General features: G+C 35.8%; 28 protein-coding genes. 6 read left to right on the top strand and 22 right to left on the bottom strand.

The window, feature by feature from the left end:
• The first annotated feature begins 99 nt into the window (after positions 1–99).
• Entirely contained in the window at positions 100–1,329 is a 1,230-nt protein-coding gene (ylbJ, locus tag Q3V31_RS07535) for a sporulation integral membrane protein YlbJ (protein WP_016130200.1), read from the top strand.
• Here the strand turns inward: ylbJ and coaD are convergent.
• A complete protein-coding gene (gene coaD / locus Q3V31_RS07530) occupies positions 1,321–1,812 on the bottom strand; it encodes a pantetheine-phosphate adenylyltransferase (protein WP_000200601.1) in 492 nt (163 codons plus the stop codon). The two genes, ylbJ and coaD, sit on opposite strands and share 9 nt — an antisense overlap.
• A complete protein-coding gene (gene rsmD, locus Q3V31_RS07525; RefSeq protein WP_001266992.1) occupies positions 1,809–2,375 on the bottom strand; it encodes a 16S rRNA (guanine(966)-N(2))-methyltransferase RsmD in 567 nt (188 codons plus the stop codon). The genes coaD and rsmD overlap by 4 nt, the downstream gene beginning before the upstream one ends.
• A gap of 525 nt (positions 2,376–2,900) precedes the next feature.
• Here rsmD and Q3V31_RS07520 point away from each other — a divergent pair.
• Entirely contained in the window at positions 2,901–3,290 is a 390-nt protein-coding gene (locus tag Q3V31_RS07520; RefSeq protein WP_000616004.1) for a DUF7147 family protein, read from the top strand.
• A gap of 54 nt (positions 3,291–3,344) precedes the next feature.
• Here Q3V31_RS07520 and Q3V31_RS07515 read toward each other — a convergent pair whose 3' ends face one another.
• From Q3V31_RS07515 to Q3V31_RS07490, 6 genes are all read right to left on the bottom strand, one after another.
• A complete protein-coding gene (locus Q3V31_RS07515; RefSeq protein WP_002088292.1) occupies positions 3,345–3,611 on the bottom strand; it encodes a YlbG family protein in 267 nt (88 codons plus the stop codon).
• A gap of 127 nt (positions 3,612–3,738) precedes the next feature.
• On the bottom strand, positions 3,739–4,191 hold the full coding sequence (locus Q3V31_RS07510) for a YlbF/YmcA family competence regulator (RefSeq protein ID WP_000634367.1): 453 nt from the start codon (positions 4,189–4,191) through the stop codon (positions 3,739–3,741).
• Positions 4,192–4,307: 116 nt separating this feature from the next.
• On the bottom strand, positions 4,308–4,880 hold the full coding sequence (locus Q3V31_RS07505; RefSeq protein ID WP_000134943.1) for a histidine phosphatase family protein: 573 nt from the start codon (positions 4,878–4,880) through the stop codon (positions 4,308–4,310).
• A 77-nt stretch (positions 4,881–4,957) separates the two neighbouring features.
• A complete protein-coding gene (locus Q3V31_RS07500; RefSeq protein ID WP_001200915.1) occupies positions 4,958–5,203 on the bottom strand; it encodes a YlbE-like family protein in 246 nt (81 codons plus the stop codon).
• 11 nt (positions 5,204–5,214) lie between these two features.
• Complete coding sequence (locus Q3V31_RS07495) at positions 5,215–5,667, bottom strand: YlbD family protein (protein ID WP_001143330.1); 453 nt, start codon at positions 5,665–5,667, stop codon at positions 5,215–5,217.
• 87 nt (positions 5,668–5,754) lie between these two features.
• The gene (locus Q3V31_RS07490) at positions 5,755–6,789 is read right to left on the bottom strand and encodes a CAP domain-containing protein (RefSeq protein ID WP_000757182.1); all 1,035 of its coding nucleotides are present in this window, start codon (positions 6,787–6,789) and stop codon (positions 5,755–5,757) included.
• A gap of 205 nt (positions 6,790–6,994) precedes the next feature.
• On the opposite strand from Q3V31_RS07490, the gene Q3V31_RS07485 reads away from it, so the two are divergent.
• On the top strand, positions 6,995–7,360 hold the full coding sequence (locus tag Q3V31_RS07485; protein WP_001160930.1) for a YugN family protein: 366 nt from the start codon (positions 6,995–6,997) through the stop codon (positions 7,358–7,360).
• Between the two features lie 35 nt (positions 7,361–7,395).
• On the opposite strand, the gene ctaG is transcribed toward Q3V31_RS07485, so the two are convergent.
• From ctaG to ctaB, 6 genes are all read right to left on the bottom strand, one after another.
• Positions 7,396–8,301, bottom strand: coding sequence for a cytochrome c oxidase assembly factor CtaG (gene ctaG, locus Q3V31_RS07480; RefSeq protein WP_000069033.1), 906 nt, complete (start codon positions 8,299–8,301; stop codon positions 7,396–7,398).
• Positions 8,302–8,386: 85 nt separating this feature from the next.
• Positions 8,387–8,719, bottom strand: a complete 333-nt coding sequence (gene ctaF / locus Q3V31_RS07475; RefSeq protein WP_000279358.1) for a cytochrome c oxidase subunit IVB — start codon at positions 8,717–8,719, stop codon at positions 8,387–8,389.
• A 3-nt stretch (positions 8,720–8,722) separates the two neighbouring features.
• On the bottom strand, positions 8,723–9,346 hold the full coding sequence (gene ctaE, locus Q3V31_RS07470; protein WP_000557861.1) for a cytochrome c oxidase subunit III: 624 nt from the start codon (positions 9,344–9,346) through the stop codon (positions 8,723–8,725).
• Positions 9,346–11,181 carry a cytochrome c oxidase subunit I gene (ctaD, locus tag Q3V31_RS07465; RefSeq protein WP_175472357.1) on the bottom strand — a complete coding sequence of 612 codons (1,836 nt, stop codon included), beginning with the start codon at positions 11,179–11,181 and terminating at the stop codon, positions 9,346–9,348. The genes ctaE and ctaD overlap by 1 nt, the downstream gene beginning before the upstream one ends.
• A gap of 60 nt (positions 11,182–11,241) precedes the next feature.
• Positions 11,242–12,291: a cytochrome c oxidase subunit II gene (coxB, locus tag Q3V31_RS07460; RefSeq protein ID WP_000745263.1), complete on the bottom strand. Its 1,050-nt coding sequence runs from the start codon at positions 12,289–12,291 to the stop codon at positions 11,242–11,244.
• A gap of 93 nt (positions 12,292–12,384) precedes the next feature.
• Entirely contained in the window at positions 12,385–13,308 is a 924-nt protein-coding gene (gene ctaB, locus Q3V31_RS07455; RefSeq protein ID WP_001015055.1) for a protoheme IX farnesyltransferase, read from the bottom strand.
• 498 nt (positions 13,309–13,806) lie between these two features.
• Between ctaB and ctaA the strand changes: the two genes are divergently transcribed.
• Positions 13,807–14,742, top strand: a complete 936-nt coding sequence (gene ctaA, locus Q3V31_RS07450) for a heme A synthase (protein ID WP_001188734.1) — start codon at positions 13,807–13,809, stop codon at positions 14,740–14,742.
• Positions 14,743–14,826: 84 nt separating this feature from the next.
• On the opposite strand, the gene pyc is transcribed toward ctaA, so the two are convergent.
• From pyc to Q3V31_RS07435, 3 genes are all read right to left on the bottom strand, one after another.
• Positions 14,827–18,273 (bottom strand): pyruvate carboxylase, encoded by a 3,447-nt coding sequence (gene pyc / locus Q3V31_RS07445; RefSeq protein WP_000164098.1) that lies wholly within the window; start codon positions 18,271–18,273, stop codon positions 14,827–14,829.
• A gap of 330 nt (positions 18,274–18,603) precedes the next feature.
• A complete protein-coding gene (ftsW, locus tag Q3V31_RS07440) occupies positions 18,604–19,782 on the bottom strand; it encodes a putative lipid II flippase FtsW (RefSeq protein ID WP_000758397.1) in 1,179 nt (392 codons plus the stop codon).
• Between the two features lie 125 nt (positions 19,783–19,907).
• Positions 19,908–20,195 (bottom strand): Fpa/YlaN family protein, encoded by a 288-nt coding sequence (locus Q3V31_RS07435; RefSeq protein ID WP_000135698.1) that lies wholly within the window; start codon positions 20,193–20,195, stop codon positions 19,908–19,910.
• A gap of 150 nt (positions 20,196–20,345) precedes the next feature.
• Here Q3V31_RS07435 and Q3V31_RS07430 point away from each other — a divergent pair, with 150 nt between their 5' ends.
• Entirely contained in the window at positions 20,346–20,843 is a 498-nt protein-coding gene (locus Q3V31_RS07430; RefSeq protein ID WP_016130202.1) for a hypothetical protein, read from the top strand.
• 49 nt (positions 20,844–20,892) lie between these two features.
• On the opposite strand, the gene Q3V31_RS07425 is transcribed toward Q3V31_RS07430, so the two are convergent.
• Complete coding sequence (locus tag Q3V31_RS07425) at positions 20,893–22,221, bottom strand: PhoH family protein (protein ID WP_000358078.1); 1,329 nt, start codon at positions 22,219–22,221, stop codon at positions 20,893–20,895.
• Positions 22,222–22,467: 246 nt separating this feature from the next.
• Positions 22,468–22,923: a PNPOx family protein gene (locus Q3V31_RS07420; protein WP_000024573.1), complete on the bottom strand. Its 456-nt coding sequence runs from the start codon at positions 22,921–22,923 to the stop codon at positions 22,468–22,470.
• Between the two features lie 145 nt (positions 22,924–23,068).
• Here Q3V31_RS07420 and Q3V31_RS07415 point away from each other — a divergent pair, with 145 nt between their 5' ends.
• Positions 23,069–23,269 carry a YlaI family protein gene (locus Q3V31_RS07415; protein ID WP_002094429.1) on the top strand — a complete coding sequence of 67 codons (201 nt, stop codon included), beginning with the start codon at positions 23,069–23,071 and terminating at the stop codon, positions 23,267–23,269.
• Between the two features lie 35 nt (positions 23,270–23,304).
• Here the strand turns inward: Q3V31_RS07415 and Q3V31_RS07410 are convergent, their stop codons facing one another.
• The 3 genes from Q3V31_RS07410 to typA all read right to left on the bottom strand — a co-directional run bounded on the left by Q3V31_RS07410 (position 23,305) and on the right by typA (position 25,901).
• A complete protein-coding gene (locus Q3V31_RS07410; protein WP_001258153.1) occupies positions 23,305–23,580 on the bottom strand; it encodes a hypothetical protein in 276 nt (91 codons plus the stop codon).
• Positions 23,581–23,594: 14 nt separating this feature from the next.
• A complete protein-coding gene (locus Q3V31_RS07405; RefSeq protein WP_000893663.1) occupies positions 23,595–23,897 on the bottom strand; it encodes a YlaH-like family protein in 303 nt (100 codons plus the stop codon).
• A 159-nt stretch (positions 23,898–24,056) separates the two neighbouring features.
• The gene (gene typA / locus Q3V31_RS07400) at positions 24,057–25,901 is read right to left on the bottom strand and encodes a translational GTPase TypA (protein ID WP_000914767.1); all 1,845 of its coding nucleotides are present in this window, start codon (positions 25,899–25,901) and stop codon (positions 24,057–24,059) included.
• Positions 25,902–26,018 lie beyond the last annotated feature (117 nt).

Below are 26,018 nucleotides of genomic sequence, written 5' to 3'. Positions count from 1 at the left end.
TAATTTTTTTCATTCCTTTTTCATACTTATGGTCTAAATTCACCACATATCCACGTATACTGAAATGAACGTTTTTGGGACAAAGGGGGATTTTCTTACATGTACGAAAAATGGAAAACTGCTTTTCTTACCATATCAATGTTGTTTTTAACCTTTTCTCTTGTACTCCACCCCCAAGCTGCTTTGCAAGCTTCAATTCGAGGGTTAAATATATGGTGGGAAGTTGTATTCCCTTCACTACTACCGTTTTTCATCATTGCGGAACTTCTAATCAGTATTGGTGTTGTAAAATTTATCGGTGTTATATTAGAACCACTAATGCGTCCATTGTTTCGTGTTCCAGGGGTAGGCGGGTTTGTTTGGGCAATGGGAATGGCTTCAGGATTCCCCGCTGGCGCCAAATTAAGCGCTAGACTACGCAAGAGCAACCAACTAACACAAATTGAAGCGGAACGACTCGTATCTTTCACAAATTCTTCTAATCCGCTTTTTATTTTCGGAGCGGTTTCTATTGGTTTTTTCAATAATCCGAAATTAGGGCTCGTATTAGCAGCAGCACATTATATAAGTAACTTTATCGTCGGGTTACTGATGCGCTTTTATGGTAGTAACGATACTTACATAAAAGAAAAACATACGAATCAAAAACGTGCCTTTCAAAATCCTTTTTCCATTCTCCACCAAACGCGTATGCAAGAAAAAAGGCCAATCGGAAAACTACTTGGTGACGCTATCGTTTCTTCTATTCAAACACTGCTCATGATTGGTGGGTTTATTATTTTATTCTCTGTTTTAAATAAAATGATTACTGTTTTCGAAATTACAGAAGCGCTTTCTTTTATTATGCAACATATTTTATCATTCTTCCAACTTACCTCCCAATTTAATATTCCGATATTATCCGGTATTTTTGAAATGACGCTTGGAAGCCAAATGATCAGCCAAATAAATGAAACAACACTTCTTCAACAAGCAATGGTAACAAGCTTCATTTTAGCATTTAGTGGTCTTTCTATTCAGGCACAAGTAGCAAGCATATTAGCGGAGACAGATATCCGTTTTAAACCATATTTTTTAGCTCGAATTATCCAAAGTATTATCGCTCCTATTCTCACTTTTATATTTTGGGAACCATTTTATGAAAAAGTTCATTCTGTCTCGCCTACACAAGAAGATATTCCCGTATTTTTATTGAATCATTCTTTTACACTAAATGATATTTGGACAGCATTTATACACTACGGACCAATCTTCACCTTATTTTGTTTATATTTATATGTTATCTTATTGTTTTTACGTATTTATAAAGAAAAACCCCGTTCACTTTAACGGGGTTTGAAACTTTTCTTTTAAAGCTCGCTCTACAATCGGAGGAACAAGGTCTACTACACTTCCTCCATATCTCGCAACTTCTTTCACAATACTTGAACTTAAAAATGAATATTGATTGTTTGTCATAATAAAAAAGGTTTCTATATTTTCGTCTAATTTTCGATTCATTGAAGTAATTTGCATCTCATATTCAAAATCAGAAACCGCTCGCAAACCACGTAATATTGCATTTGCATTACGCATTTTTGCATATTCCACCAATAATCCACTATGTGAATCAACCTTTACATTCGGAATATCCTTTGTCGCCTCTCGAATTAACTCTAAGCGTTCTTCTACCGAAAAGAATGGTTTTTTTGATGAATTATTTAAAACAACTACATATACTTCATCAAATACTTTTGCGCCCCTTTTAATAATATCCAAATGCCCAAGGGTAATTGGATCAAAACTCCCTGAAGAAATAGCTATACTTGTCATTCCGTCCCCTCACCTTCATACTTATAAATCGAAATTGCTGTAATCCCATAGTTTTCCGCTCGTACTTTTACAAGTTCTCCTATAGAATCAGGTAAAACCACGTCATCCCCGTGCTCTGCCATAATGATTCCATCTTTATTTAACAATCCATGTTGATCCATCACACTAACTAAAGAAACAATTTTTTGAGCTTTATATGGAGGGTCTATTAGTATAAGATCGAATGATATTTCACGCTTTATAAGCGCCTTTACCGCACGCTCTGCATCATTTCGATACACTTCAGCTTGTTCTTGTAGCCTACAGCTTTCTAAATTTTGATGAATGACTTTTATCGCTTTACTATCTCGATCAACAAAAATCGCTTTATCAATCCCTCTACTTATGGCCTCAATTCCAAGACCACCGCTACCACCAAATAAATCAAGAGCGATACCACCATCATAATAAGGACCTATCATATTAAAAATAGATTCTTTCACTTTATCTGTCGTTGGACGCGTTGTATTACCAGGTACCGCTTTAAGTGGGTGCCCTTTACATTTTCCTGAAACTACTCTCATCTGTTGTCACTACCTTTATTTCAATCTATAGAGCGATTACAGCAAATTCTTTTCAATTCAGTAACCGCTACCAATTCATACTATTTCATACATTTTTTTATTAATTTGTTATTTAAATAATTGAAAACCTCAGTTAAAATAACCGCTCGCTATTTCTTTCATATCCATTTCACTTTTTGCAAGCAACAACCCTCTATGTACATCAGTTCCACTTTACCTTTTTTATCCTATCATAAAATAAAAAAAAGAAAAATAAAAAGCCTAACATAAATTTTAATTTCATTATGTATATCTTCATTTAGATTGGACATAAATAAATATAACAACATCACCTTCGATGTTGTTGCCAACCGCGGAGAAGACTTACGTTTCCCCATAAGTTCTTCCTCCGGTTTCTCCTCTCCCTTTGCCTTCTTACTAGTTCATACTAGTATAAGAAGGGCCCTGCATTGCAGGGTTTTTTTCTTTGTCTACTTTTCATTTAAAAAGTGAGATGGTACAGTAAAAGAAAGAGGAGGCAAAAATATGATTCAACGCTTTATAGAACTCGGAGAAGGCTACTCTGATTTATATGAATTACTCGAAATTGCCAAAGCAAACAAAGAACGTATAACACATATGTTACAATTTGAAACTGTAAAAAACGAAAAAAAAGTGTGTTCACTTGTTGTAATACTAAAACCTACAACTACTGGTGATTTTCAGCCATTATACATATGTCGTGAAGGCATTCCTGTACTTGAAAATAAAAAAAGCAAACGTGTTATTTTATTTGAAGAAACGGCGGAACAAATAGGGAAAAAAGTTACTACCTTTACTGTAAAACCGTCGACAACTTTCCCTGAAAAAGAACTATTTTTCAATCATCTAATTGGTATTTTACGAATGAACAATTTCATTCCTCCAATGAAATAACATGTTATTTAAAATAAAAAAATCCCCCACTAAATTTAGCAGGGGATTTTTTTATTAGCTATAATCGTATTCCTTCGCCCGATCAGGACGTGAATTTTCGAATTCCGTTTTTAAAAATGGGCGATACGACTGTTCTACTTTTTTTACAAAAGGAAGTTTATTCAATTTTTGCATCATATGCTCAATTTGTTCCATATCACAATATACAACCGCATATTTCAATCGTTTTGATATGTAATGAATGTTACCATATTTCCTTAAAATCTTGGCATGTTTCAATGAATGTAAATAAACAATCATACTTTGTCGTTGCCCGAACATAATCTTCTCCATCTTCTCCTTTTAAAAACTTATATTCTTATCTTTTATGAAAACCAATCAGAAATTTATGATATTAAAGGACAAACTCTGTATACGTTTTCTTCCATATTCTAAAAAACGGGGTAAATTACCCCGTTTTTTTACAACCACAACCGCCTCCGGTACCACAACCACCGCCACAGCCACCCGCATCAAAAAACGGATTTCCTGTTGGAACTTTAATGGAAGAGGATACCTCCGAACCGATTGCTACACTAACTTCATCTAATAACTTTTGTAAAGCAGTTTCTGCTTTTTTAAAGGCTGCAATTTTATCATGCAAATCTACAGAACGCTTTAATTCCCTCATTTTCGTTGAAACGAAAGTGTAGTCAGGATGATATTTACCAAAGCGTTGCACTTCTTCATATCGCTCTTTCATCGCTGTAAACTGTTGAATTAGCGTCTGGACATCTATATCTTCTTGTATATCCTTATAACACTTACGATAATCTTCTGCTATATCTGAACAAATGATTGATTTTGCAAGCTGCTCTGCCTTATCTAAAATCAGTACGCTTTCCAGCGTCGCTACAATCATGAGAGACACCTCCGAGTATTCATCATAACACATTTGGGACAGAACTACTAATTGAAGTCTCTCACCTAAAAGAAAGATATGCTTCTAACTTCTTTTCATATAATCCTCTTATACTCCTATACGCTAATATGCTCCGCAACATTGTATTTAAGAACATCCCATTTCCCACTATTTTCTTTTACATAGCTAATACATGCGTTTTTTAACGGCGTTTTAAATGTAATTTCCTCTGGTGTAATCGCATGTAAAATTGCTTTTATTGCATGTGAATGCGCAACAATGATAATACGCTTATCTCCATGGGTTGCTGCAACCTCTTGTAAAGCGGTAAAACAGCGTTCTACAATCTCTTCGTCCCGCTCCATACCTTTTACATTACCTTCTGCAATTAACTCTCTAACTGTCGCAACTGGTTTCCCAGAAGCTTCTCCAAAATTACGTTCCATAAATCGCTCATCTAATAAAATAGATTGCAACCCAATAGCCTCAGCAATTTCCCTAGCTGTTTCTTGAGCTCTAATTAAAGGGCTACTGATAATAATATCCCACGATTCCGCTTGCAAGGCAGCTGCACTTTGACTCGCTTGCTTTTTCCCAACTTCGTTAAGCGGAATATCTTCGCGCCCTTGAATAATCTCTTGAAAATTCCAATCAGTTTGTCCATGTCGTACTAAACAAATTTCCGTCATGCTGCAACTCCTTTTTAAATAATCCGATTCTATTGTAACAAAAGTTTTGCATGACGGACATAGTTTTCACCTTCCAATTACGTCGTATTTTGCTGCTTCATATACTGAAACATATCAATCATAATTGAAGCCACCGCTAATTGATTTTGAAATTTTTCCACTTTATCCGGTATTGTTTTTTTGAAATGCTGCATAGCAGCTAACTCAAAGGCTTCTTTTTCTTCTGGATTACGCGTTAATTTCCGATACCAGTACGGCTGTTCCCGGATATAACGAGTTAAATCCTCATCAGCTTTTATAGACTCCATAAGATCTGCTCTCATCCTCTTTCCCCCTAATCCTTTTGAAAGAAAAATGGATTATTTTCAGAAGTACTTTGTTCTTCTTGCGCGCGGTTTCCTTGAAATTGTTGTATAACTTGTTGCACACTACCAATCGCACTCGTTACATTTGCTAAATGTTGCTGCATTTGTTCTACGTCTAGCTTCTTAAAAAAAGAAAGCATTTGTCCCATCACATCAGCAGTTTTTTCTTCTTCAGTTTTTTCTTCTTCAGTTCTATCTTCTTTTTTCTCTTTATTTTTTTTCACTGAAGAAAAAGCAGGTGCTCCATCAGGTCTATAGGCTGCCCATATTCGATCCTCTTCACCGAGTAAGTACCATTCTTCATAAAATTGCTGCCAAGTTTTTTGGCCACCTCTAACCTCATGAACCATTTTAGGGTGATGGTTTACAAATTCTTTAAACTGCTGAACCGATGGATGCAACGGCCCTTTTGTTGTCGGCATAATCCTCACCTCTTCTTGTATATCTACTATATTGTAAGAAAAAAAAGGCGCATGGTTCGCCCATTTTTAGACGATTCATGCACCTTTTTATTTTCGAATAAAGTTTTGAGTATAAAACTTATCGTATACCCCAACACCTAATCCAGTGAATTGCTCATTTAATAAATTTTTTCTGTGACCTTCACTATTTAACCAGCCTTGTACCGCTGCGATTCCATCACTATGTTGCGCCGCTATATTCTCACCAGCAAGTTGAAAAGCTACTTGACCACGTTGCAGACGATCTCCTAACGTACCAAAAGTAGGCGAGTCATGGGAAAAATAATTATTATCCTTCATATCTTTACTATGGCCAAATGCAACGTCTGCCGTTTGTTGATCCCATGTTAACAACGGTAATTCATGACGACCTCGAATAATATTTGTTAAGTCTAGAATTTGCTGCATATTTCCATTTTCTACTTGCTTCATTTTTTCTGGAGTCAATGGTTGTTCCGCTATTAATTCTCCTGAATAAACAAGCTGATACGGTCTTTGGCGTAATAACGTTTCATCATCCATATAACGAACACCAACAAGCTCATGTGTAAAATGATCAAAGTATAATTGTGCCCATCCATCTTCTACAGGTATTAGTGGTTGTTCCATTACTTCCGTATCAGATAACTCAAATTGATAATTATTTTTCCCTCTTTTTAATGAAATCTCATGTGAAATCGGATTCTTTTTATATACTTCTTCATACTTTTCATTTATATAATAAGGCGTCACCTTAACTTGTTCACCAGCAACATACGCCGTTACAATTTTACGTTCAGCAACTCCAAATTGAACATACTGAGTTAAATCTTGATTATACACCCACCATTCATATCCATAGGCAGACGGCTCTATTCGAGATGGTTCGCCCCACTTTGCTAATAAATTCTCAGAGTCCCCACCAATCATATTTAAAACAGTGTCTGAGGTTTCTTCATTTATTTGCTTTTTCTTTTTCACAATTTTATTTTCTTGCTTAGAGTGAGATGGGGTTAATATATATTGCGAAACGAGTAATTTCCCGTATAAATCCACAGCTAAAATTAAAAATGTAATGATTACGATACGTAATACTTTTTTCAAACGATATACCTCCTGAACAAAACATAAAATTGAGATATACACAAATCCTTTTCTTTCCTTTTTGTGTGTACCGTACTCTTTTCACTATATCATATTTTCACGAAAAAAGTCTGGATTATCCCTTTTCTCTCAATATGAATTGCACTTTCTTATTATTCATACTATTATAAAAATAATAGTATAAATAATAAGAAGGAGGTATTTTATGCAATTTACAAATACAAAGTTTAATGATGCAGTCGTAGATTTAACTCTTTTAACTGAAATCATGGAAAACAACCATTTTGTACTCGCTGGACAATGGGATTATGAACGCATTACATACGATTATAAATTTGAAATATTAACGGATATTTATTATTTACGTGTACAAGGTTTTGCTGTTGAAGGTGACATCGGCGGTAGACACGCTCAAGTAAAACTATTACCTCCCTTATTAGGAAAACATTATTATCCTCATGGCGTTGAATATGGTGATGATGAGATTTTCCCAACGAATGTACTTCAAAAAAGCGAACAACTCCTACAAAATATTGAAAAAGAATTGAAAGCATTTCAAATTATAGAATAACAAAAAACGAGAGCATCAATAAGATGCTCTCGTTTTTATTTTGTCTGCAAATAAGGGGGTAACTCTTGCAACTGCTCTTTATCCTTTTCACGCTCTCTACGTGCCCATTTAAAGAACACATAGCCGATAATCGTACCGTACACTATTTCCTGGACAATTTTCATAATGATACCGCCTGTTTGCTGGTCTTGTACGACTGGCATCCAATGTAAAAATTCTGGTCCGGTTATATTTAAATCTGATAAAGTACCCGCTGGTACACAAAGTTCCATCGCCTTCATCCAAGCGGCTGAATCCGTATATGTTGCAAATAATGGTGCAGTCGCAAAAATTATTAATGCACAAGCTGGTGTTAATAAAATACCATTAGCAAACATGTAACCAAGCTTCTTTATATCACTTAACGTTTGATATTCCGGCAACGGATTTAGCATCGGCCACCACATCATCATTGCTGCAAAAAACAATATAGCAAGGCAAATAGGATGCGCTATTTGACTTTGTTTTACTGTATCAAAAACAACTGGCAAATGATAAAAGGAAAACAGACCGTTAAATACGAACAACGCAATAAGCGGCTTTGCAAAAACCTTCAGCACAATTTGAACGAACTTAAAAGAAGTAATATATTGATATAGCCATACAGGTATACCAAGCAGTAATAACGGTGGAACTGCAATATACATTATTGCCATTTCAAACATATGTGCGCTAAATATAATATGACCAATTAAATCAATAGGTCCTCCCTTTACAAAATACAAGAGGACAATCCCAGTCGTAAAATAAAAAATTTGCTTCTTACTTACCTTCGTCGCATTTTCAAATCGCGTTCTATATGGTCCAATAATTAAAAAGTACCCAATAAGAATCGAAAGCATAAATAATAAAAAGATCGGACTCCATAGAGCTTGAAAACCAAATATCCACAAGTTACTCATTGTCACACCCACCTTCTTAAGGTTATCCTTTCACATAATGTGAAGAGGGAGCTGTGACAACACAAGCTCCCTTATTTTTCACTTTTCAGATCCACACGATCGTCATAAAAGCTAAAATTGTAATTAATCCTATTAACAGACCAGAATAAAGAAAGAAACTTGCCGCTTCATGTCCTTTATGACTCATATGCATAAAATAATACAATTGAAAAATTACTTGTACCACTGCTAATAGTAAAATAAATGGTACAGAGAAAGTCGGACTAAAAGTTTTCGGAAATGCAACTGCCACAAATGCAACTAATGTTAAAAAAATCATTAATGCAAACGTAATAACTTGATGCTTCATCTCCTCCGCACTTTTTCTCTTCCGATAAACAAGATCAACTTTAGGATTATTCGTTTGCTTTACGGCCATTGTTTATCCCACCATTCCCATTAAATATACTACAGTGAAAATAAACACCCAAACTACGTCAATAAAGTGCCAATAAATTGATGCAACATAAAACTTTGGTGCGTTGTATAAATTTAAGCCTCTCTTCGCATTTCTAAAGATTAATGTTAAAATCCAACATAATCCAAACAACACGTGGAGCCCGTGTGTACCAACAAGAGCATAGAATGCAGAACCAAATGCACTACTTCTCATAGTATGCTTAAATTCATGCGTATAATGATAAAACTCATATATTTCAAACCCCAAAAATCCTAATCCCAGCAACACTGTTACAAGTAACCAAAGTTGCATTTTCTTAAAGTTGAAATTTTTCATATGATACATTGCATATACACTCGTTAAACTACTTGTTAACAAAAGCATCGTCATGATGAAAACGAGTGGCATTTGAAACATCTCTTGAGATGTTGGTCCGCCATTTGTAGAGTTCTTTAATGCTAAATATGTGCCGAATAAGGAAGCGAACAACACCGTTTCGCCTCCAAGAAATAACCAAAAACCGACAAACTTATTTTTTCCCTCAAGGGTTGCTTTTTCAGGCTCTGCTGGAAATGTTTCATTCGTTAATTTTTCATCTACATGCATTATGCCTTGCCCCCCTTATCCTCTAAATCTTCTTTATGAATATGATATCCATGATCATCGACTACTGAGCGAAGGAACATTGTACCAAATGTAATGATTAAACCAATAATTGCTACTAACAACCAAAACTTATCTTTTCCACCCTGCATATACATCGCACCAAACGCGGCTATAAATAAACCTAAAGAAATGATAAACGGTGAAAACGAAGGGTTTGGCATATGAATATCACCAACTGGTTCCGCAGCTGTCATCTCTTTATTACCTTCACGTTTTTCAATCCAAAACGGATCTAATCCGCGAACAAATGGTAATTGTTTGAAATTATATTCCGGTGTAGGTGCTGGCATTGTCCACTCTAATGTACGTGCATCCCATGGGTCACGACCAGCCTTCTCTTTTGACACTGTTGTTTTAATTACATTGAATAAAAGAACGATTGTGCCAAGAGCCATAAATACTGCTCCAATAGAACTAATCATATTCCCCATTTCTAATCCTTGTCCCTCTAGGTATGTGTAATAACGACGTGGCATACCAATTAATCCAAGGAAATGCTGAATAAAGAACGTTAAATGGAAACCGATAAAGAATAACCAAAATGTTATCTTTCCTAGCGTTTCATTTAATACCTTATTAAACATAAGCGGCCAATAATAATGTGCACCTGCAAGTAAACCAAATACAACACCGCCGACAATTACATAATGAAAATGTGCTACCACAAAATAATTATCATGAAATTGATAATCAGCTGGTGCAGATGCAAGCATAACGCCTGTAACTCCACCCATAACGAATGATGGAATAAAAGCTACCGCCCACATCATTGGTGTTGTAAACCTAATACTTCCACCCCACATTGTAAAGAGCCAGTTAAATATTTTAATACCTGTGGGAACTGCAATCGCCATTGTTGCAACTGAGAAGATAGCGTTCGCAACAGGACCAAGACCAACTGTAAACATATGATGCGCCCATACCATAAATCCTAAAAATCCGATTAATACAGTCGCGAACACCATCGATGAATAACCAAATAATCTTTTTTTCGAAAATGTGGCGAAGATTTCTGAGAATATTCCGAAAGCTGGGAGTATAAGAATGTATACTTCTGGGTGACCGAAGATCCAGAATAAATGCTCCCATATAATTGTGTTCCCACCTAATGCCGGATTAAAGAAACTTGTGCCAAATAAGCGATCTAGCATTAAAAGACCTAATCCTACAGTTAATGGAGGAAATGCGAATAATATAAGTGACGATGTTACAAATGTTGTCCATGTAAACATCGGCATGCGCATATAGGTCATTCCTGGCGCTCGCATATTAATAATTGTAACAAGGAAGTTAATACCTCCAATTAATGTACCAATACCTGATATTTGCAAGCCGAGTACATAAAAGTCAACACCATGCCCTTTTGAGGCTAAAGCTAAAGATGCATACGATGTCCAACCTGCATCAGGTGCTCCTCCTAAAAACCAACTTAAATTTAAAAATACTCCACCAAAGAAAAACAACCAGAATCCGAGTGAATTCAAAAACGGGAACGCCACATCACGTGCTCCAATTTGAAGTGGTACTGCGGCGTTCATAAATGCAAACACGAGTGGCATAGCTGCGAGGAAAATCATTGTTGTACCGTGCATCGTTAATACTTGATTATAAGCATCCCCAACAAGAAAAGCATTGTTAGGAATCGCTAACTGAAGGCGAATAAATAGCGCTTCTATTCCGCCTATTATAAAAAATACTCCACCTGCAATTAAATAGAGAATGGCAATCTTTTTATGGTCTACTGTCGTTAAATAATCCCATATGACAGCACCCATCCCCTGTTTTTTTGCTACAGAACTCACGTTTTCAACCTCCCCTTCGCAAATGATCCCTCTTTACTTTTCAATCTTTAACGTTTGTAAATATGCATTTAATGCATTAATTTGATCATCCGTTAAGTTGCCATATTTACCAGTCATTTTATTACCTGGCTTCATATTTTCAGGATCTTTCAGCCATTTTTTTAAGTTCTCTTCATTATTTTCGGCAATACCAGCAACTGTATCGCGATCTGCAAAGTTTGCTAAGTTTGGTGCGATACGAGCGGAAGGTGGTCTACTATCATTAGATCCAACTGCATGACAACCAATACAGCTTTTATTAAATATTTCTTGGCCTTCTTGCGCCTTTGTTGAAGCTACTTCTTTTTTCCCATCAATCTTCTTCATATCAGCAAGCCATTTTTTGTACTCGCTTTCATCTAAAGCTTTCACTTTAAATTGCATTAAAGAATGTGACGGGCCGCAAAACTCTGTACAAAAACCATTATAAGTGCCCGATTTATCTGCCTTTAACCACATTTTGTTTACATTATCTGTATTTGTATCCATTTTCCCAGCTAAAGATGGAACCCAAAACGAATGTTTAATATCGGCACCCTTCAAATTCAAATACACTTTCTTACCTGTGGGGATGACTAAATCTTGAGAAGTTACTATTTTTTCTGATTTATAAGAAAATTCCCACCAATAAAGATTCGCTGTTACATCAACAACGATAGTATCTTTATCAATATTCTTTTTCTCCATCGCACTTACATCAGCAAGCTTGAATGTATATGTAACAGTCGGAACAGCCAAGATTAACAAAAGAATAATCGGAATAACTGTCCATATAATTTCTAGTTTGTGATTTCCTTCAACTTGCTCTGGAATGAAATCTTCCTCACCCTTCTTTTGTCGGAAACGCACAATTACATATAAGAAAATAATAGTAACTACAAGTACTACTCCAATCATGATTGCACTCGCTAGTAAGAGCAAATCATATTGCATTTTTGCTACTTCTCCTTGCGGAATTAAAGTAGATTGAAAGGCTTTACCGCATCCCCCTAACAGTAAAGCCAGCAGTGAAACGAACGAAAGCAGTCGCCACTGTTTCTTCATACAAACAACCCCCACTTTCTTTGTGAATTAGATTGTACTTTATAGTTAAGTAAAGTAAATCTCAACGTAAAGAAATCCAATCATGTCGTTGTCTTAGAAGAATGTAACTACAATCATTGACACAAATAAGATTGTTAAGTAATTCAGGGAATAAACAAACATTTTTACGGACCATTTGATGTCATCTTGCTTACGGAAGCCATAAAACCCTAGTACGATCCATCCGATGTTTAGCAATGTTGCGATTACCATGAATGTTATTCCAAGCCCACTCATATAAAATGGTAGTGGTAATAAACATACTGTCCAAATCATAATCTGACGTTTCGTAATATCAAATCCCTGTACAACAGGAAGCATTGGGATTCCTGCATTTCGATATTCATCAACACGTTTCATCGCTAATGCGAGGAAATGTGGGATTTGCCAAATAAACATAATTAAAAATAACATCCAAGCAATTGGATGGCCTAAAGATGGATCGATTGCTGCCCATCCAATTAAAGGTGGAACTGCTCCAGATATACTACCTACAACAGTATTTAGTGTATACTTTCTCTTTGTCCATAACGTATATAAGACAACATATGTGAAAGCACCAATAAATCCCATTAATACTGCCATTGGTGTTGTTAATAATAAAAATACAAATCCAAGAAGTAATATAACTAGTCCAAATGTAAGTGCAAATCCCGGTTTATACTTCCCAGTAACCGTTGGACGGTTTTTTGTTCTTTCCATTAACGGGTCGATGTCTCGATCAATGTAATTATTTAAACAACATACCCCCGCCATAATTAATCCAGAACCAACGATTGTAAAGAATAACTTATCCAGATTGTCCATCACACTTAATCCATTAAAGTGTAATGCCAACCAAAATCCTGTAAATACAGTAAGTGTATTTGAGTTTACAATCCCCATTTTAACGAGCGCTTTTAAATCTTGTAACCGAGTTGTTTCCGGCACACTTGTAACAGCAGACTCATCATGCAGCTCACTTGTTGCATGGTTCATCACTTTAACCCCCTCTTAAAACTTTCATCTTTCTTTTTGCGCCTATTTCGAATGAAATATTTCGCTTCTATATAGCAATATTATTACAGTAGAAACATTGTTAACCCATTCTACTACTAATCTACGCCCATACTCCAATATATTAAATCATATTTCCCGAACATTTTGTGAAGAAAACATGAACTTTTTGTGTCGAACATAAAAAACTTAATTCTTACTTGTCCTTATCATAACATGATGTTACCTTCTATCATAAACTTTTTTTGTCATATTTAACACGTATTCTCCCCATTTCTTTTCAAAATAGCCTATTTTTCACCTAAAATTTTCCTTATATATCCTATTTCTACACCCATTTTCTCTCCCCTGTCTGCGCCCACCATTTCTTTGCTATTTTATTATTTTTTATATATCATAGGAACTAGCGCGTTTTATTCTATACATAATGGAATGAAAATATTTCGCAATAACTTCATAGCAGAAAGATGGTGAAATAGATTGCAACGCTTTATTAAATGGTTAGCAGTCATTACGAGTCTTGATTTATTAATAGTTTTACTAGGAGGCGCCTTAGTTACAAAAACAGGTTCTGGCCAAGGGTGCGGTAAATCATGGCCACTTTGTAACGGTGAATTTGTTCCATCTAATTTATCAATGGAAACTATTATTGAACTAAGTCACCGACTTACATCAGGATCAGCAGGAATTCTTGTCACACTCCTTTGTATTTTGTCCTGGAAATATTATAAACATGTGCGCGAAACAAAAACGTTAGCAATTTTATCCTTCGTATTTTTAGTTGCACAAGCATTAATGGGAGCTGCTGCTGTTGTTTGGGGACAAATGCCAGCTGTACTTGCTATCCATTTCGGTATTTCCTTAATTTCATTTGCTTCTGTCATTTTATTAACGTGTCTTATCTTTGAAATCGACCAGAAATTTGATGCACGTTCACTTATTATGGACAAAAAAATGAAATTTCATATTTATGGTGTAACAATTTACAGTTATATTGTCGTCTACACAGGCGCTTTAGTACGTCACGAACGAGCTAGCTTAGCCTGCCCAGACTTTCCTTTATGTAGCAAAAATAGACCTATGCCAACTCAACTACATGAATGGGTTCAAATGGGACATAGAGTTGCAGCGATGTTAATTTTCGCTTGGATACTATACGCGATGATTCTCGCTATTCGCCATTACAAACAGCAGCCTGTCGTATACTGGGGATGGATCATTTCATTTATCCTTGTTACACTTCAAGCTATCGTGGGAATTTTAGTCGTATTTACAAATGCTAATTTAGTAATGGCATTATTACATTCACTATTCATTTCTTGCTTGTTTGCTGTACTATGCTATTTAGTTATGTTAGGTACAAGAAGTAAAGCGAATGCAAAAGAAGCTGAATCAACTTCTAAACAAACAAAATAAATTTAAATTAAAATACCTTGCCGAATTGGCAAGGTATTTTTTGCGATAAAAAAAGAGCTGTATTTACACAGCTCTTTTTCTATTTTAGTGATCTAATTCAATGAGTAAGTCACCCGTTTGAATTGCATCTCCATCGTTAACATATACTTTTTTCACTTTACCATTGAACGGCGCTTGAACTGTCGTTTCCATTTTCATCGCTTCTGTAATTGCCATAGAATCGCCTTTTTTCACTTCATCGCCTTCTTTTACAACTACTTTAATAACTGTCCCTGGCATTGTTGCACTAATGTGGTTTGGATTTTCACGGTTTCCTTTCACACGTTGTGCCACTGTTGCTTTTACACTTTCGTCTTTCACAACAATCTCACGTGGTTGACCGTTAAACTCCAAGTAAAGTACACGGTTTCCATCTGGCTGAGGCTCTCCGATTGATACTAGTTTAACCATCAATGTTTTACCTTGTTCGATTTCCACATCGATTTCTTCACCTAATCTCATTCCATAGAAGAATGTCGTTGTATCAAGCACAGATACGTTTCCATAAAGATCAGCAACTTTTTCGTAGTCCATAAACACTTTTGGATATAACGCATATGCGACTACATCAAAAATCGTCACTTCGCGTCCAAGTTTATGGAATAACTCTTTTTGTAAAGCATCGAAATCTACCGGCTCTAATAATTCACCTGGTCTTACTGTTAATGGCTCTTTCCCTTTTAAAATTATTTCTTGTAATTTTTTCGGGAAACCACCATATGGTTGTCCTAAATCTCCCGAGAACATTTCAACAACAGATCCTGGGAAGTCCATAGAATGTCCACGCTCTAAAATATCTTGTTCTGTTAAGTGATTTTGAACCATAAATAATGCCATATCACCGACAACTTTAGATGATGGTGTTACTTTTACAATATCACCAAACATATCATTAACACGGCGATACATCACTTTAACTTCATCGAAGCGATCTCCTAAACCAACCGCTTTCGCTTGTTGTTGTAAATTACTATACTGTCCGCCTGGCATTTCGTGCATATATACCTCTGTGTGAGGTGCATTCATACCACTTTCAAACGGTGCGTAGTATTTACGTACATCTTCCCAGTAATGAGATAGTTTTTCTAATGAATCTATATTAACGTCTGGCTGTCTTTCGTTTCCGCCTAACGCATAGTATAGCGTGTTCGCACTTGGTTGTGACGTTTGACCAGCCATAGAACTTACTGCTACATCGACAATGTCAACACCTGCTTCAATTGCCTTCGTATACGTTAATATACCATTTCCACTTGTATCGTGTGTGTGCAGATGAATCGGAATCGATACCGTCTCTTTTAATGCTGAAACTAGATCATATGCTGCATTTGGTTTTAGTAAGCCCGCCATATCTTTAATACCTAAAATGTGAGCTCCTGATGCTTCTAACTCTTTTGCTAAGTTTTTATAGTAATTTAAATCATATTTACTACGTAACGGATCATGAATATCTCCTGTGTAACACATTGTCGCTTCTGCAATTTTACCAGTATCTCGTACAGCATCAATCGCAACTCTCATACCTTCTACCCAGTTTAAGCTATCAAAAATACGGAAGACATCAATTCCAGCTTGAGCAGAACATTCCACAAATTTTTGAATTAAATTATCTGGATAGTTTTTGTAACCTACTGCGTTTGAAGAGCGAAGTAACATTTGGAATAAAACGTTTGGCATTTTTTCACGAAGATCTAGTAATCGTTCCCATGGATCTTCTTTCAAGAAACGATATGCAACATCAAACGTTGCACCGCCCCACATTTCCGCTGAGAATAAGTTTGGTAACATTCTCGCCGTCGGCTCTGCAATGTGATGTAAATCTTTTGTACGAACACGAGTTGCAAGTAATGACTGATGTGCATCACGGAATGTTGTATCAGTTAAAAGTACACGCTTTTGATCTTGTACCCACTTTACTAATCCATCCGCCCCACGCTCATCCAAAATTTGTTTCGTTCCATTTTGGATTGGCTCTGAGTGTATCACATTTGGTATACGAGCATCTGAGAAAATTGGTTTCTCTTTTTTCCCTACTCCTGGGAAGCCATTTACTGTTACTGTACCAATATAATTTAACATTTTTGTTCCGCGGTCTTTACGTTTCGGGAACAAGAATAGTTCAGGTGAAGCGTCAATAAATGAAGTGTCATATTCTCCTGATAAGAAGTTTTTATGTTTTACTACATTCTCTAGGAATGGAATATTTGTTTTAATACCACGAATACGGAATTCTTTTAAGTTACGTTCCATTTTTGCAGCGGCTTGTTCAAAAGTAAGTGCCCAAGTAGTAACTTTTACAAGTAAAGAGTCGTAGTATGGTGTAATAACTGCACCTTGGAAACTATTACCTGTATCAAGACGAACACCAAAACCACCGCCTGATCGGTACGCCATAATTTTCCCTGTATCTGGCATGAAATTATTTAGTGGGTCTTCAGTCGTTACACGAGATTGGATTGCAAATCCATGCACAACCACTTCCTCTTGCTTAGGAACACCCACCATTTTACTATGTAATGCATGTCCATCAGCTATTAATATTTGTGATTGAACGATATCCACTCCTGTAATCATTTCTGTAATTGTATGTTCAACTTGAACACGTGGGTTTACTTCAATGAAGTAAAACTCATCACCTTTTACAAGGAATTCTACCGTTCCTGCGTTTAAATAGTTTACATTTTTCGTTAACTTAACAGCAGCATCACAAATACGTTGACGCAAATCATCTGAAAGCGATACACTCGGTGCGATTTCGACAACTTTTTGATGGCGACGTTGTACAGAACAGTCACGCTCGAATAAGTGAACAACATTGCCTTCTTCATCTGCTAAAATTTGTACTTCTATATGTTTAGGTTTTTCAACGAATTTTTCAACGTATACTTCATCATTACCAAAGGCTGCTTTTGCTTCTGATTTCGCGCGATTATACGATTCTCTTAATTCTTCACTAGCTCGTACTATACGCATACCTCGGCCGCCACCACCAAGGGACGCTTTAATAATAATCGGGTAATCATACTTTTCAGCAAATTCTGCGACTTCTTCTAATGAATTTACTGGACCATCACTACCAGGAATAACTGGAATTTGTGCTAACTGCGCTTGTGTTCTTGCTTTAACTTTATCTCCAAACATATCTAAATGCTTACTTTTTGGACCAATAAAGATAATTTCTTCTTCTTCACAACGTTTTGCGAATTGAATATTTTCTGACAAGAAACCATATCCAGGGTGGATTGCATCTACATGATTACTTTTCGCAATCTCAATAATGCCTTCAATATCTAGATAAGCATCAATTGGTTTTTTTCCTTCCCCAACTAAATAGGACTCATCGGCTTTATAGCGATGATAAGAACCGCTATCCTCTTTCGAATAAATTGCAACTGTGTTTAATCCAAGTTCTGAACATGCTCGAAATACACGAATTGCAATCTCTCCACGGTTAGCTACCAATACTTTTTGAATACGTTGCAGCTTTGTCATGATTTTCCCCCTCTACTTTCTACCACTCTAGAGATAAAATACATACACACTCTAAAGAGCGTGAAGTTCTTCACTTTCCACATTATATTATACTTAGAAAGCTTCACTTTATTTTTATCCATCATACCTTATTTTTCAACAAATGATAAGTTTTCTGATCAATTTGTTTCACAAAAACAGTATAGCATACCTCTTCCTTTTCTAACAACACTATTGTATATCACATTAATTTTAATGTGATATATTTTTAATCAATATAACAAAATAGTATATCACATTAAAAATAAACGAAATAAAAAGCACACTGAGCTCCTCGTCCCAGTGTGCTTTTTATTTTACAACAACAAGATGTGGTCCACCTTGCCCTATTTCTGTATTCGTTTCATTCTGTAGTTTCTCTTGTCGTTTTACATGACTAGCAATATTTAACAGTATACCCATTGCAAGTAAATTAGCCAATAAAGAACTTCCACCATAACTTACAAACGGTAATGGTACCCCTGTAAGCGGTATTAACCCAGACATCCCACCGACATTAACAAAAGTTTGAACTCCAAATAAACCTGCAATCCCTATTACTATTAAACTGCCAAACGGATCTTTACATTTTTGTGCAACCCTGAGCGACCGAATAATAATTAATAATAAACAGATTAAAATGACTGCTACACCTATAAAACCGAGCTCTTCAGATATAATTGCCATAATAAAATCTGTTTGCGGCTCTGGTAAGTAGCCATATTTTTGTACACTGTTTCCTAATCCTCGACCATGTAGCCCACCTGAAGCAATTCCAATAAAAGAATTTATTAATTGGAATCCATCATTTTGAGGATCGTTAAATGGGTCAAGAAAAACTGAAAAACGCGCTTTTTGGTATGGATTCAACTTATAATTCCCAATTAAATACAACGCCGGAATCCATATTATAGACGTTAAAAGAAATCGTTTTATACTTAAATTAACATTAACTCCCGAACAAAAGAACATAATTAGTACAGTTCCACCTATTAGTATATCGGTCCCTAAGTCATTTTGAAGTAAAATTAATCCCATCGCTCCACCGACAACAGCTAAAGGCGGAATTATCCCTTGTACAAAAGCTGTTTGCGTCTCTTGTTTCTTGGCAAAAAAGTTTGCTAGCGTAATAATAACCGTTATTTTCACAAACTCAGCTGGTTGTATACCTAATATCCATCCTTTTGCACCATTCACTTCCTTACCGAAAAGGAAGGCTGCAAGTAATAAAACAATACTCCCTGTTCCCATTGCAATCAAAACTATTCGCTTTCTCCAAATCTTATAGGGAATAGCAACGATAATCGCTAACATTATCGTTCCAATTGCTAGAGCAACTAATTGTTTTTTAAAAAAGTAATTTGCTGGCCAGTTATGCTTTGAAATCGCAACAATGGAACTAGAACTATATACCATTATTACTCCCAACACACATAAAATAATAAGAGGAAGTAATAATGAATAATCCATCGATTTCCATACTTTTTTCATTTCATTTCCTCTTTCTGTTTCAATTTAATTATTGTTGTATTCCATATGTATACAGATTCTTCCTGCTTTATCATACAAATAAAAAGCCCAAACTATTTCAGTTTGAGCCCTCCTATTTGAACCCGTTATTGTTGTTTGTTTGTAAATGCTTCATGAAGTGCAGATAACTCACGTTCGAGCTCTCCTAGCATCGCTTTCCCTTGTTCTTCTGCAATAAGACCAAGGCGAACTGCAAAATCGACCTCGCGGGATAGTCCAAACATTTGTGTGTCTAACACTTCTTCATATAATGGACATTGCGGCATTGTAAGATTGTCCATTTGCACCTTAATGAGTCTTAAGATCTTCTCCGCATCCGCTTGTAGAAGGGCTAGTGCCTTTTCCTGATGATTTGATACTGTCTCAGACGCCAAATTGATTCCCTCCGTTTCCGTCCTACTCTCTCCTATCTATTAATATTAGCGATAGTTTTAATAAATTGCAATAGAAACATTTTTTGTGACAACAGTGTCTAATACTATTATACTGAAAAGTGGGAGTATAACACAAATGGGGGAACAACAATGAGCGAAATTTTATTTATTAATGGAAAAGTACGTTTTCCAATCACTATCGATCCAACTGTTTGGATTTTTGATGATCGAAAATTAGATTTGACAACTTACTTTGATGAAACAAGAGAAGAATCATCCGAATTAGAAACATACTTAAAACATACTTCAGAGCATTGGGATCGCGAAATCCGTGATGGCGCTGCCTTCCCGCCAATCCAACAAAGCGTAAAGAAATATAAAAAAGAACAGCTTATTAACGGAACATTTGGCATACCACTTCAGCCATTTCTTAAAAATGCTGAAATTTTAGAAGGTGCTACTCAAATCGAAATTGAAACCACAGACAATTCGATTACACTTCCGTTAGAAACAGCTAATCAAGCAATTCTCGGTTTTTCAAAAGAAGGTAAACCATTAAGAGAAGACGGACCTGTTCATCTATATTTCCACGATGGATCTAATAGACAAAATCCGATTCGTAACATCCGTAAATTCACAATCATTTAAATTGTATAATTAAAAGACAAAAAAGGAGTGAGCTGAAGCTCACTCCTTTTTATAATAAATCCGCTGCTAGTTGAGCTAAATTAGACCGCTCCCCTTTAACAAACTTTACATGACCACTAATACGTTGCTCTTTAAACTTCTCTACAACATATGTTAAACCGTTATTATATTCATCCAAATACGGGTGATCAATTTGCTGAGGATCTCCCATTAATACAATTTTACTTTTTTCCCCTACCCTTGTTAATATCGTTTTCACTTCATGTTTTGTTAAATTTTGTGCTTCGTCAATTATAATGAACTGATCTGGAATACTTCTCCCACGTATATAGGTAAGGGCCTCTACTTCGATCGAACCCATTCCAGCTAAAATAGCATCTAACTCTCCTGGCTTTTTCGTATTAAATAAATACTCTAGATTATCAAAGATCGGTTGCATCCACGGTCTTAATTTTTCTTCTTTTTCTCCTGGTAAATAACCGATATCTTTTCCGACTGGAACAATTGGCCTTGCAACGAGTAGTTTTTTATATAACCCTAAATCTTCCGTTTGCATGAGTCCCGAAGCCAACGCTAGTAATGTTTTTCCTGTACCAGCTTTCCCCGTTAACGTTACTAGCGGAATATCTTCCCGAAGCAACAATTCTAATCCCATAATTTGCTGCACGTTTCGTGGGCGTATTCCCCATACTTGTTCATTGTGAAAAATAAGTTTCTTTACCTTCTTACCTAAATGATCCACAATCCCAAGTGCTGAACTAGAGCCCCCTAGTGCATCTTTCATTACAACAAACTGATTTGGATAAAAAGGATGATTTGCTATTTCAGATAAAGGTAGTTCACCTTTTTCATAAAAATAATCCAATTGTTCTTTTGATATATATCCTTCTAAAAATCCTGAATATATATTGTCTACTTCAATTACGCGGTCACTTAAATAATCTTCAGCCTTCAAACCAATTGCATCAGCTTTTACCCTTACGAGCACGTCTTTACTTACTAAAATAACAGACTTCCCGTCCTCTTTTTCTTGTTCTTCTAAAGATAGGTTTTTCGCTACCGCTAAAATTCGATTATCATTTGTTTTTTCTACAAAAATATCTTGCAGTTGAACAAATGAGCGATGATTTAATTCAATACGAAATGTACCGCCGTTTTCTAGCGGAATACTTTCATGCAGCTTTCCTATTTCGCGAAATTTATCTATTAACTTAGACACATAACGAGCATTTCGTCCTACTTCATCCATATAACGTTTTTTCGAATCAACCTCTTCTAATACAACTGCTGGAATCACTACTTCATTTGTTGCAAATGAAAAAATAGATAAAGGATCCTGCAAAAGTACATTCGTATCTAACACATAAATTTTATCCAACCTGTTACCCCCTGACTCCACTTTTAAATTTGTAGAACAAGGGTTTCATCCATAAAATATGGACGAACCATTGTTATAATTATATGTAACGTATAAACGAGGTAGAATCGAAATTCATAGAAATTAAACCTTTTCTTTATTTTTTATTCATTTCTATTCAATATATTACTTTTAATTATTATTTTTCACATTAAATCACAATACTCAATTACAAAATTTAATGAACGACTTTCCTATTCATCCCATTTATAATTCTTTCATTCCTACCAACACTTGATTATCCAGCTTTTTCGCAGCTCGAAGATCATATGTTTTTTCATATACTGGTTCTGTAGCAAGTTTAGCTCCATAAAACATAACATCACGAACTTCTTGCACATTCACTTCTATTACAGCTAATTTTAGTGGAATCCCTTCCATTCTATCTGTTAAAATTTGACCTTCACCACATATGGAAAATACGGATTCATTCGCCATTATAGTCAATACTACCCCTGCACTATGCCGTATATTTTCCACAATACGTGAGCGTTGATCTACCGCAAATCGAATACTAGTTTCACTCACTGCATATACCCAAGAAATAGCACTTACGTTAGGAATTTGTTTTTCGAAATCTGTCGTTGCTACCAGAACGATACTCTCTTTACGTAACGATTGTACTAAATCATCTGTCAATGTAGGCTCTACTACATTCGCCATATCTCCACCTCCAAATAATCTTTCTATACCCCTATCATAACTTATTTTTCGAATTGCGAAAATATTATTTTTTCCCGCTATTATTCAAAAACATTATGCTTCCATGATATACTTATACTGATAGAATTCGTATTGAGGTGACGAAATGAGAGTCAGATGTATGATTTGTGATAAAAAAGATATGTTAGATGACGAAAATCCTATGGCAAAAAAATTGCGTAATCGCCCTATTCATACATATATGTGCATGGAATGTACGGAACGCATTGCAGAGCGTACTATGGAACGCCATGCAAGTGGTAATTTCCGATTATATCGTGATAAAAAAGTAGAAGACGATTGGTAAACCGTAAATAAGTCCTTAATCATATAGATAAGGACTTATTTGTATTTTTCTGGTTCACGATTCATCTGATCCAAAAAACAATCAATTGCTTCTACTGGAAATCTTGCACTCCTTATTTCTCCATCAATTTCATATGTAATTAAATACATTTCCTCGTTCTTTTCCACTTCTACATTTCGTAATTTATGCTCTTCATATATCATATTTCGAAATAATACATACGTTTCTTGTGCAGCGCTATCATCTGGACGCGCTTCCGCAACAGTTTTAATTGTTAACCAATTATATAGTGCATCTTGTACCGAGCGCATGAAACTCCCCCTTTTCACCCTACTTTTTGTTGTTTCGCTTGACGTAAACGTAATCTATAAATTCCAAGTACAATCGCCGCTACAACGAGCCCCTCTCCAACTGGTAAAAAAACTGCAAAGAAAGTTAATACCGTGCATCCGATTGCTAAAGATATGTATATTACTATATTTTTTAGCACTGATAGCTTCCTTGCAAATCCTAAATTATATACAAGTGCACTCAGTATAATAATTGTCCCATAAAGTAACCACATCCCTAGTTCTGGATTTTCATCAACTTTGCACAATTTCGCGAAAAATGACATTCTTTCTAACACTATCTTTCCTCCCTTCTCATAAAAACAAATTTTCTTTATGTACTTAATACAAGAGTAACTCGCAAAAAAAATACTGTCCACAAAAAAGAGTAAATATTCTAAAAAATAAACAAAATAAAAAAACAGCTACCTTTATAAAAGGTAGCTGTTTTTACTGTTTTACGCTTCAACAGATTTTTTTTTCTTAGCAGCTCTTTCGCGCTCGCTCTTATCAAGAATCTTTTTACGTAGACGAATTGATTCTGGAGTTACTTCACAGAACTCATCATCATTTAAGTACTCTAATGACTCTTCTAAAGTCATTAAGCGTGGTTTTTTCATTGTTGAAGTTTGATCTTTCGTCGCAGAACGAATGTTAGTTTGTTGTTTCATTTTCACAACGTTAACTGTTAAATCATTCTCACGAGTGTGTTCTCCGACAATCATACCAGCATATACTTCTGTACCTGGTTCAACGAAGATTACACCACGGTCTTCAACTTGCATAATACCGTATTGTGATGCTTTTCCTGCTTCAAGTGAAACTAGAACACCTTGACGACGTCCACCCACTTGTCCAGCATGTACTGGTTGGTAGCAATCGAATGTGTGGTTTAAAATACCGTAACCACGAGTTAATGTTAAGAATTCTGTTGTGTAACCAATTAAACCACGTGCTGGAACCATGAAAGTAAGGCGAACTTGACCGTTTCCGTTATTCACCATATCTAACATTTCACCTTTACGTGCACCCATAGATTCCATAATAGAACCTGTGTATTCTTCAGGTACATCGATTTGCACGCGCTCTACAGGCTCACATCTTACGCCATCAACTTCTTTAATAATTACTTCAGGCTTAGATACTTGTAGTTCATAACCTTCACGACGCATGTTTTCAATTAAGATAGATAAATGTAATTCTCCGCGTCCAGATACGATCCATGCATCAGGAGAATCTGTATTATCTACACGTAAACTTACATCTGTTTCTAATTGTGAACGAAGACGCTCTTCAATTTTACGAGATGTAATGAATTTACCTTCACGACCTGCAAATGGGCTGTTATTTACAAGGAATGTCATTTGTAATGTTGGCTCATCGATACGTAATAATGGTAAAGCCTCTTCATGCTCAACCGGACATACCGTTTCACCTACGTTAATGTCTTCCATACCTGAAACAGCTACTAAATCTCCAGCTTTTGCTTCTTCAATTTCTTGACGTTTTAATCCAATATAACCAAATAATTTAGTTACACGGAATTGTTTTACACTTCCATCAACCTTCATTAATGCAACTTGTTGTCCTACTTTCATTGTACCACGGAATATACGTCCAACCCCGATACGACCAACATAGTCATTGTAATCAAGAAGTGCTACTTGGAATTGAAGTGGCTCTTCGCTGTTATCAACTGGTGCTGGAATATGTTCAATGATTGTGTCAAACAATGATTTCATATTCTCTTCTTGGTTTGCTGGATTTGAATCTAAGCTTGCTGTTCCGTTCATTGCTGATGCAAATACAACCGGGAACTCTAATTGATCTTCGTTTGCACCAAGTTCGATGAATAAGTCAACTACTTCATCAACTACTTCATCAGGGCGAGCGAAGTCACGGTCAATTTTGTTTACAACAACGATTGGCGTTAAGTTTTGCTCAAGAGCTTTCTTTAAAACAAATCGTGTTTGTGGCATACAACCTTCATATGCATCAACAACAAGTAGAACACCATCAACCATTTTCATGATACGTTCTACTTCTCCACCGAAGTCAGCGTGACCAGGTGTATCTAAAATGTTAATTCGTTTATCTTCATAGTGAATCGCAGTATTTTTTGCTAAAATTGTAATACCGCGTTCTCTTTCTAGATCATTCGAATCCATTGCACGTTCTTCAACGTGTTCGTTTGCACGGAAAGTCCCCGCTTGACGTAATAACTGGTCAACAAGTGTTGTTTTACCATGGTCAACGTGGGCAATAATTGCTATATTTCGTAAATCTTGTCGTTTTTTCAACATGTCCAACTCCTAATGTCTTTTTAATCCTTCTCTATTATAAGAGCGAAGGGGATACTATGGCAATCAAAATAAAATCAAGAATGAAAATATAGTTGTATTCTTACTTTTGTGAAAGTA

The sequence above is a fragment of the Bacillus nitratireducens genome (assembly GCF_036320425.1).
GTDB lineage: Bacteria > Bacillota > Bacilli > Bacillales > Bacillaceae_G > Bacillus_A > Bacillus_A nitratireducens.
This window is presented reverse-complemented; position numbering and strand designations above follow the sequence as displayed.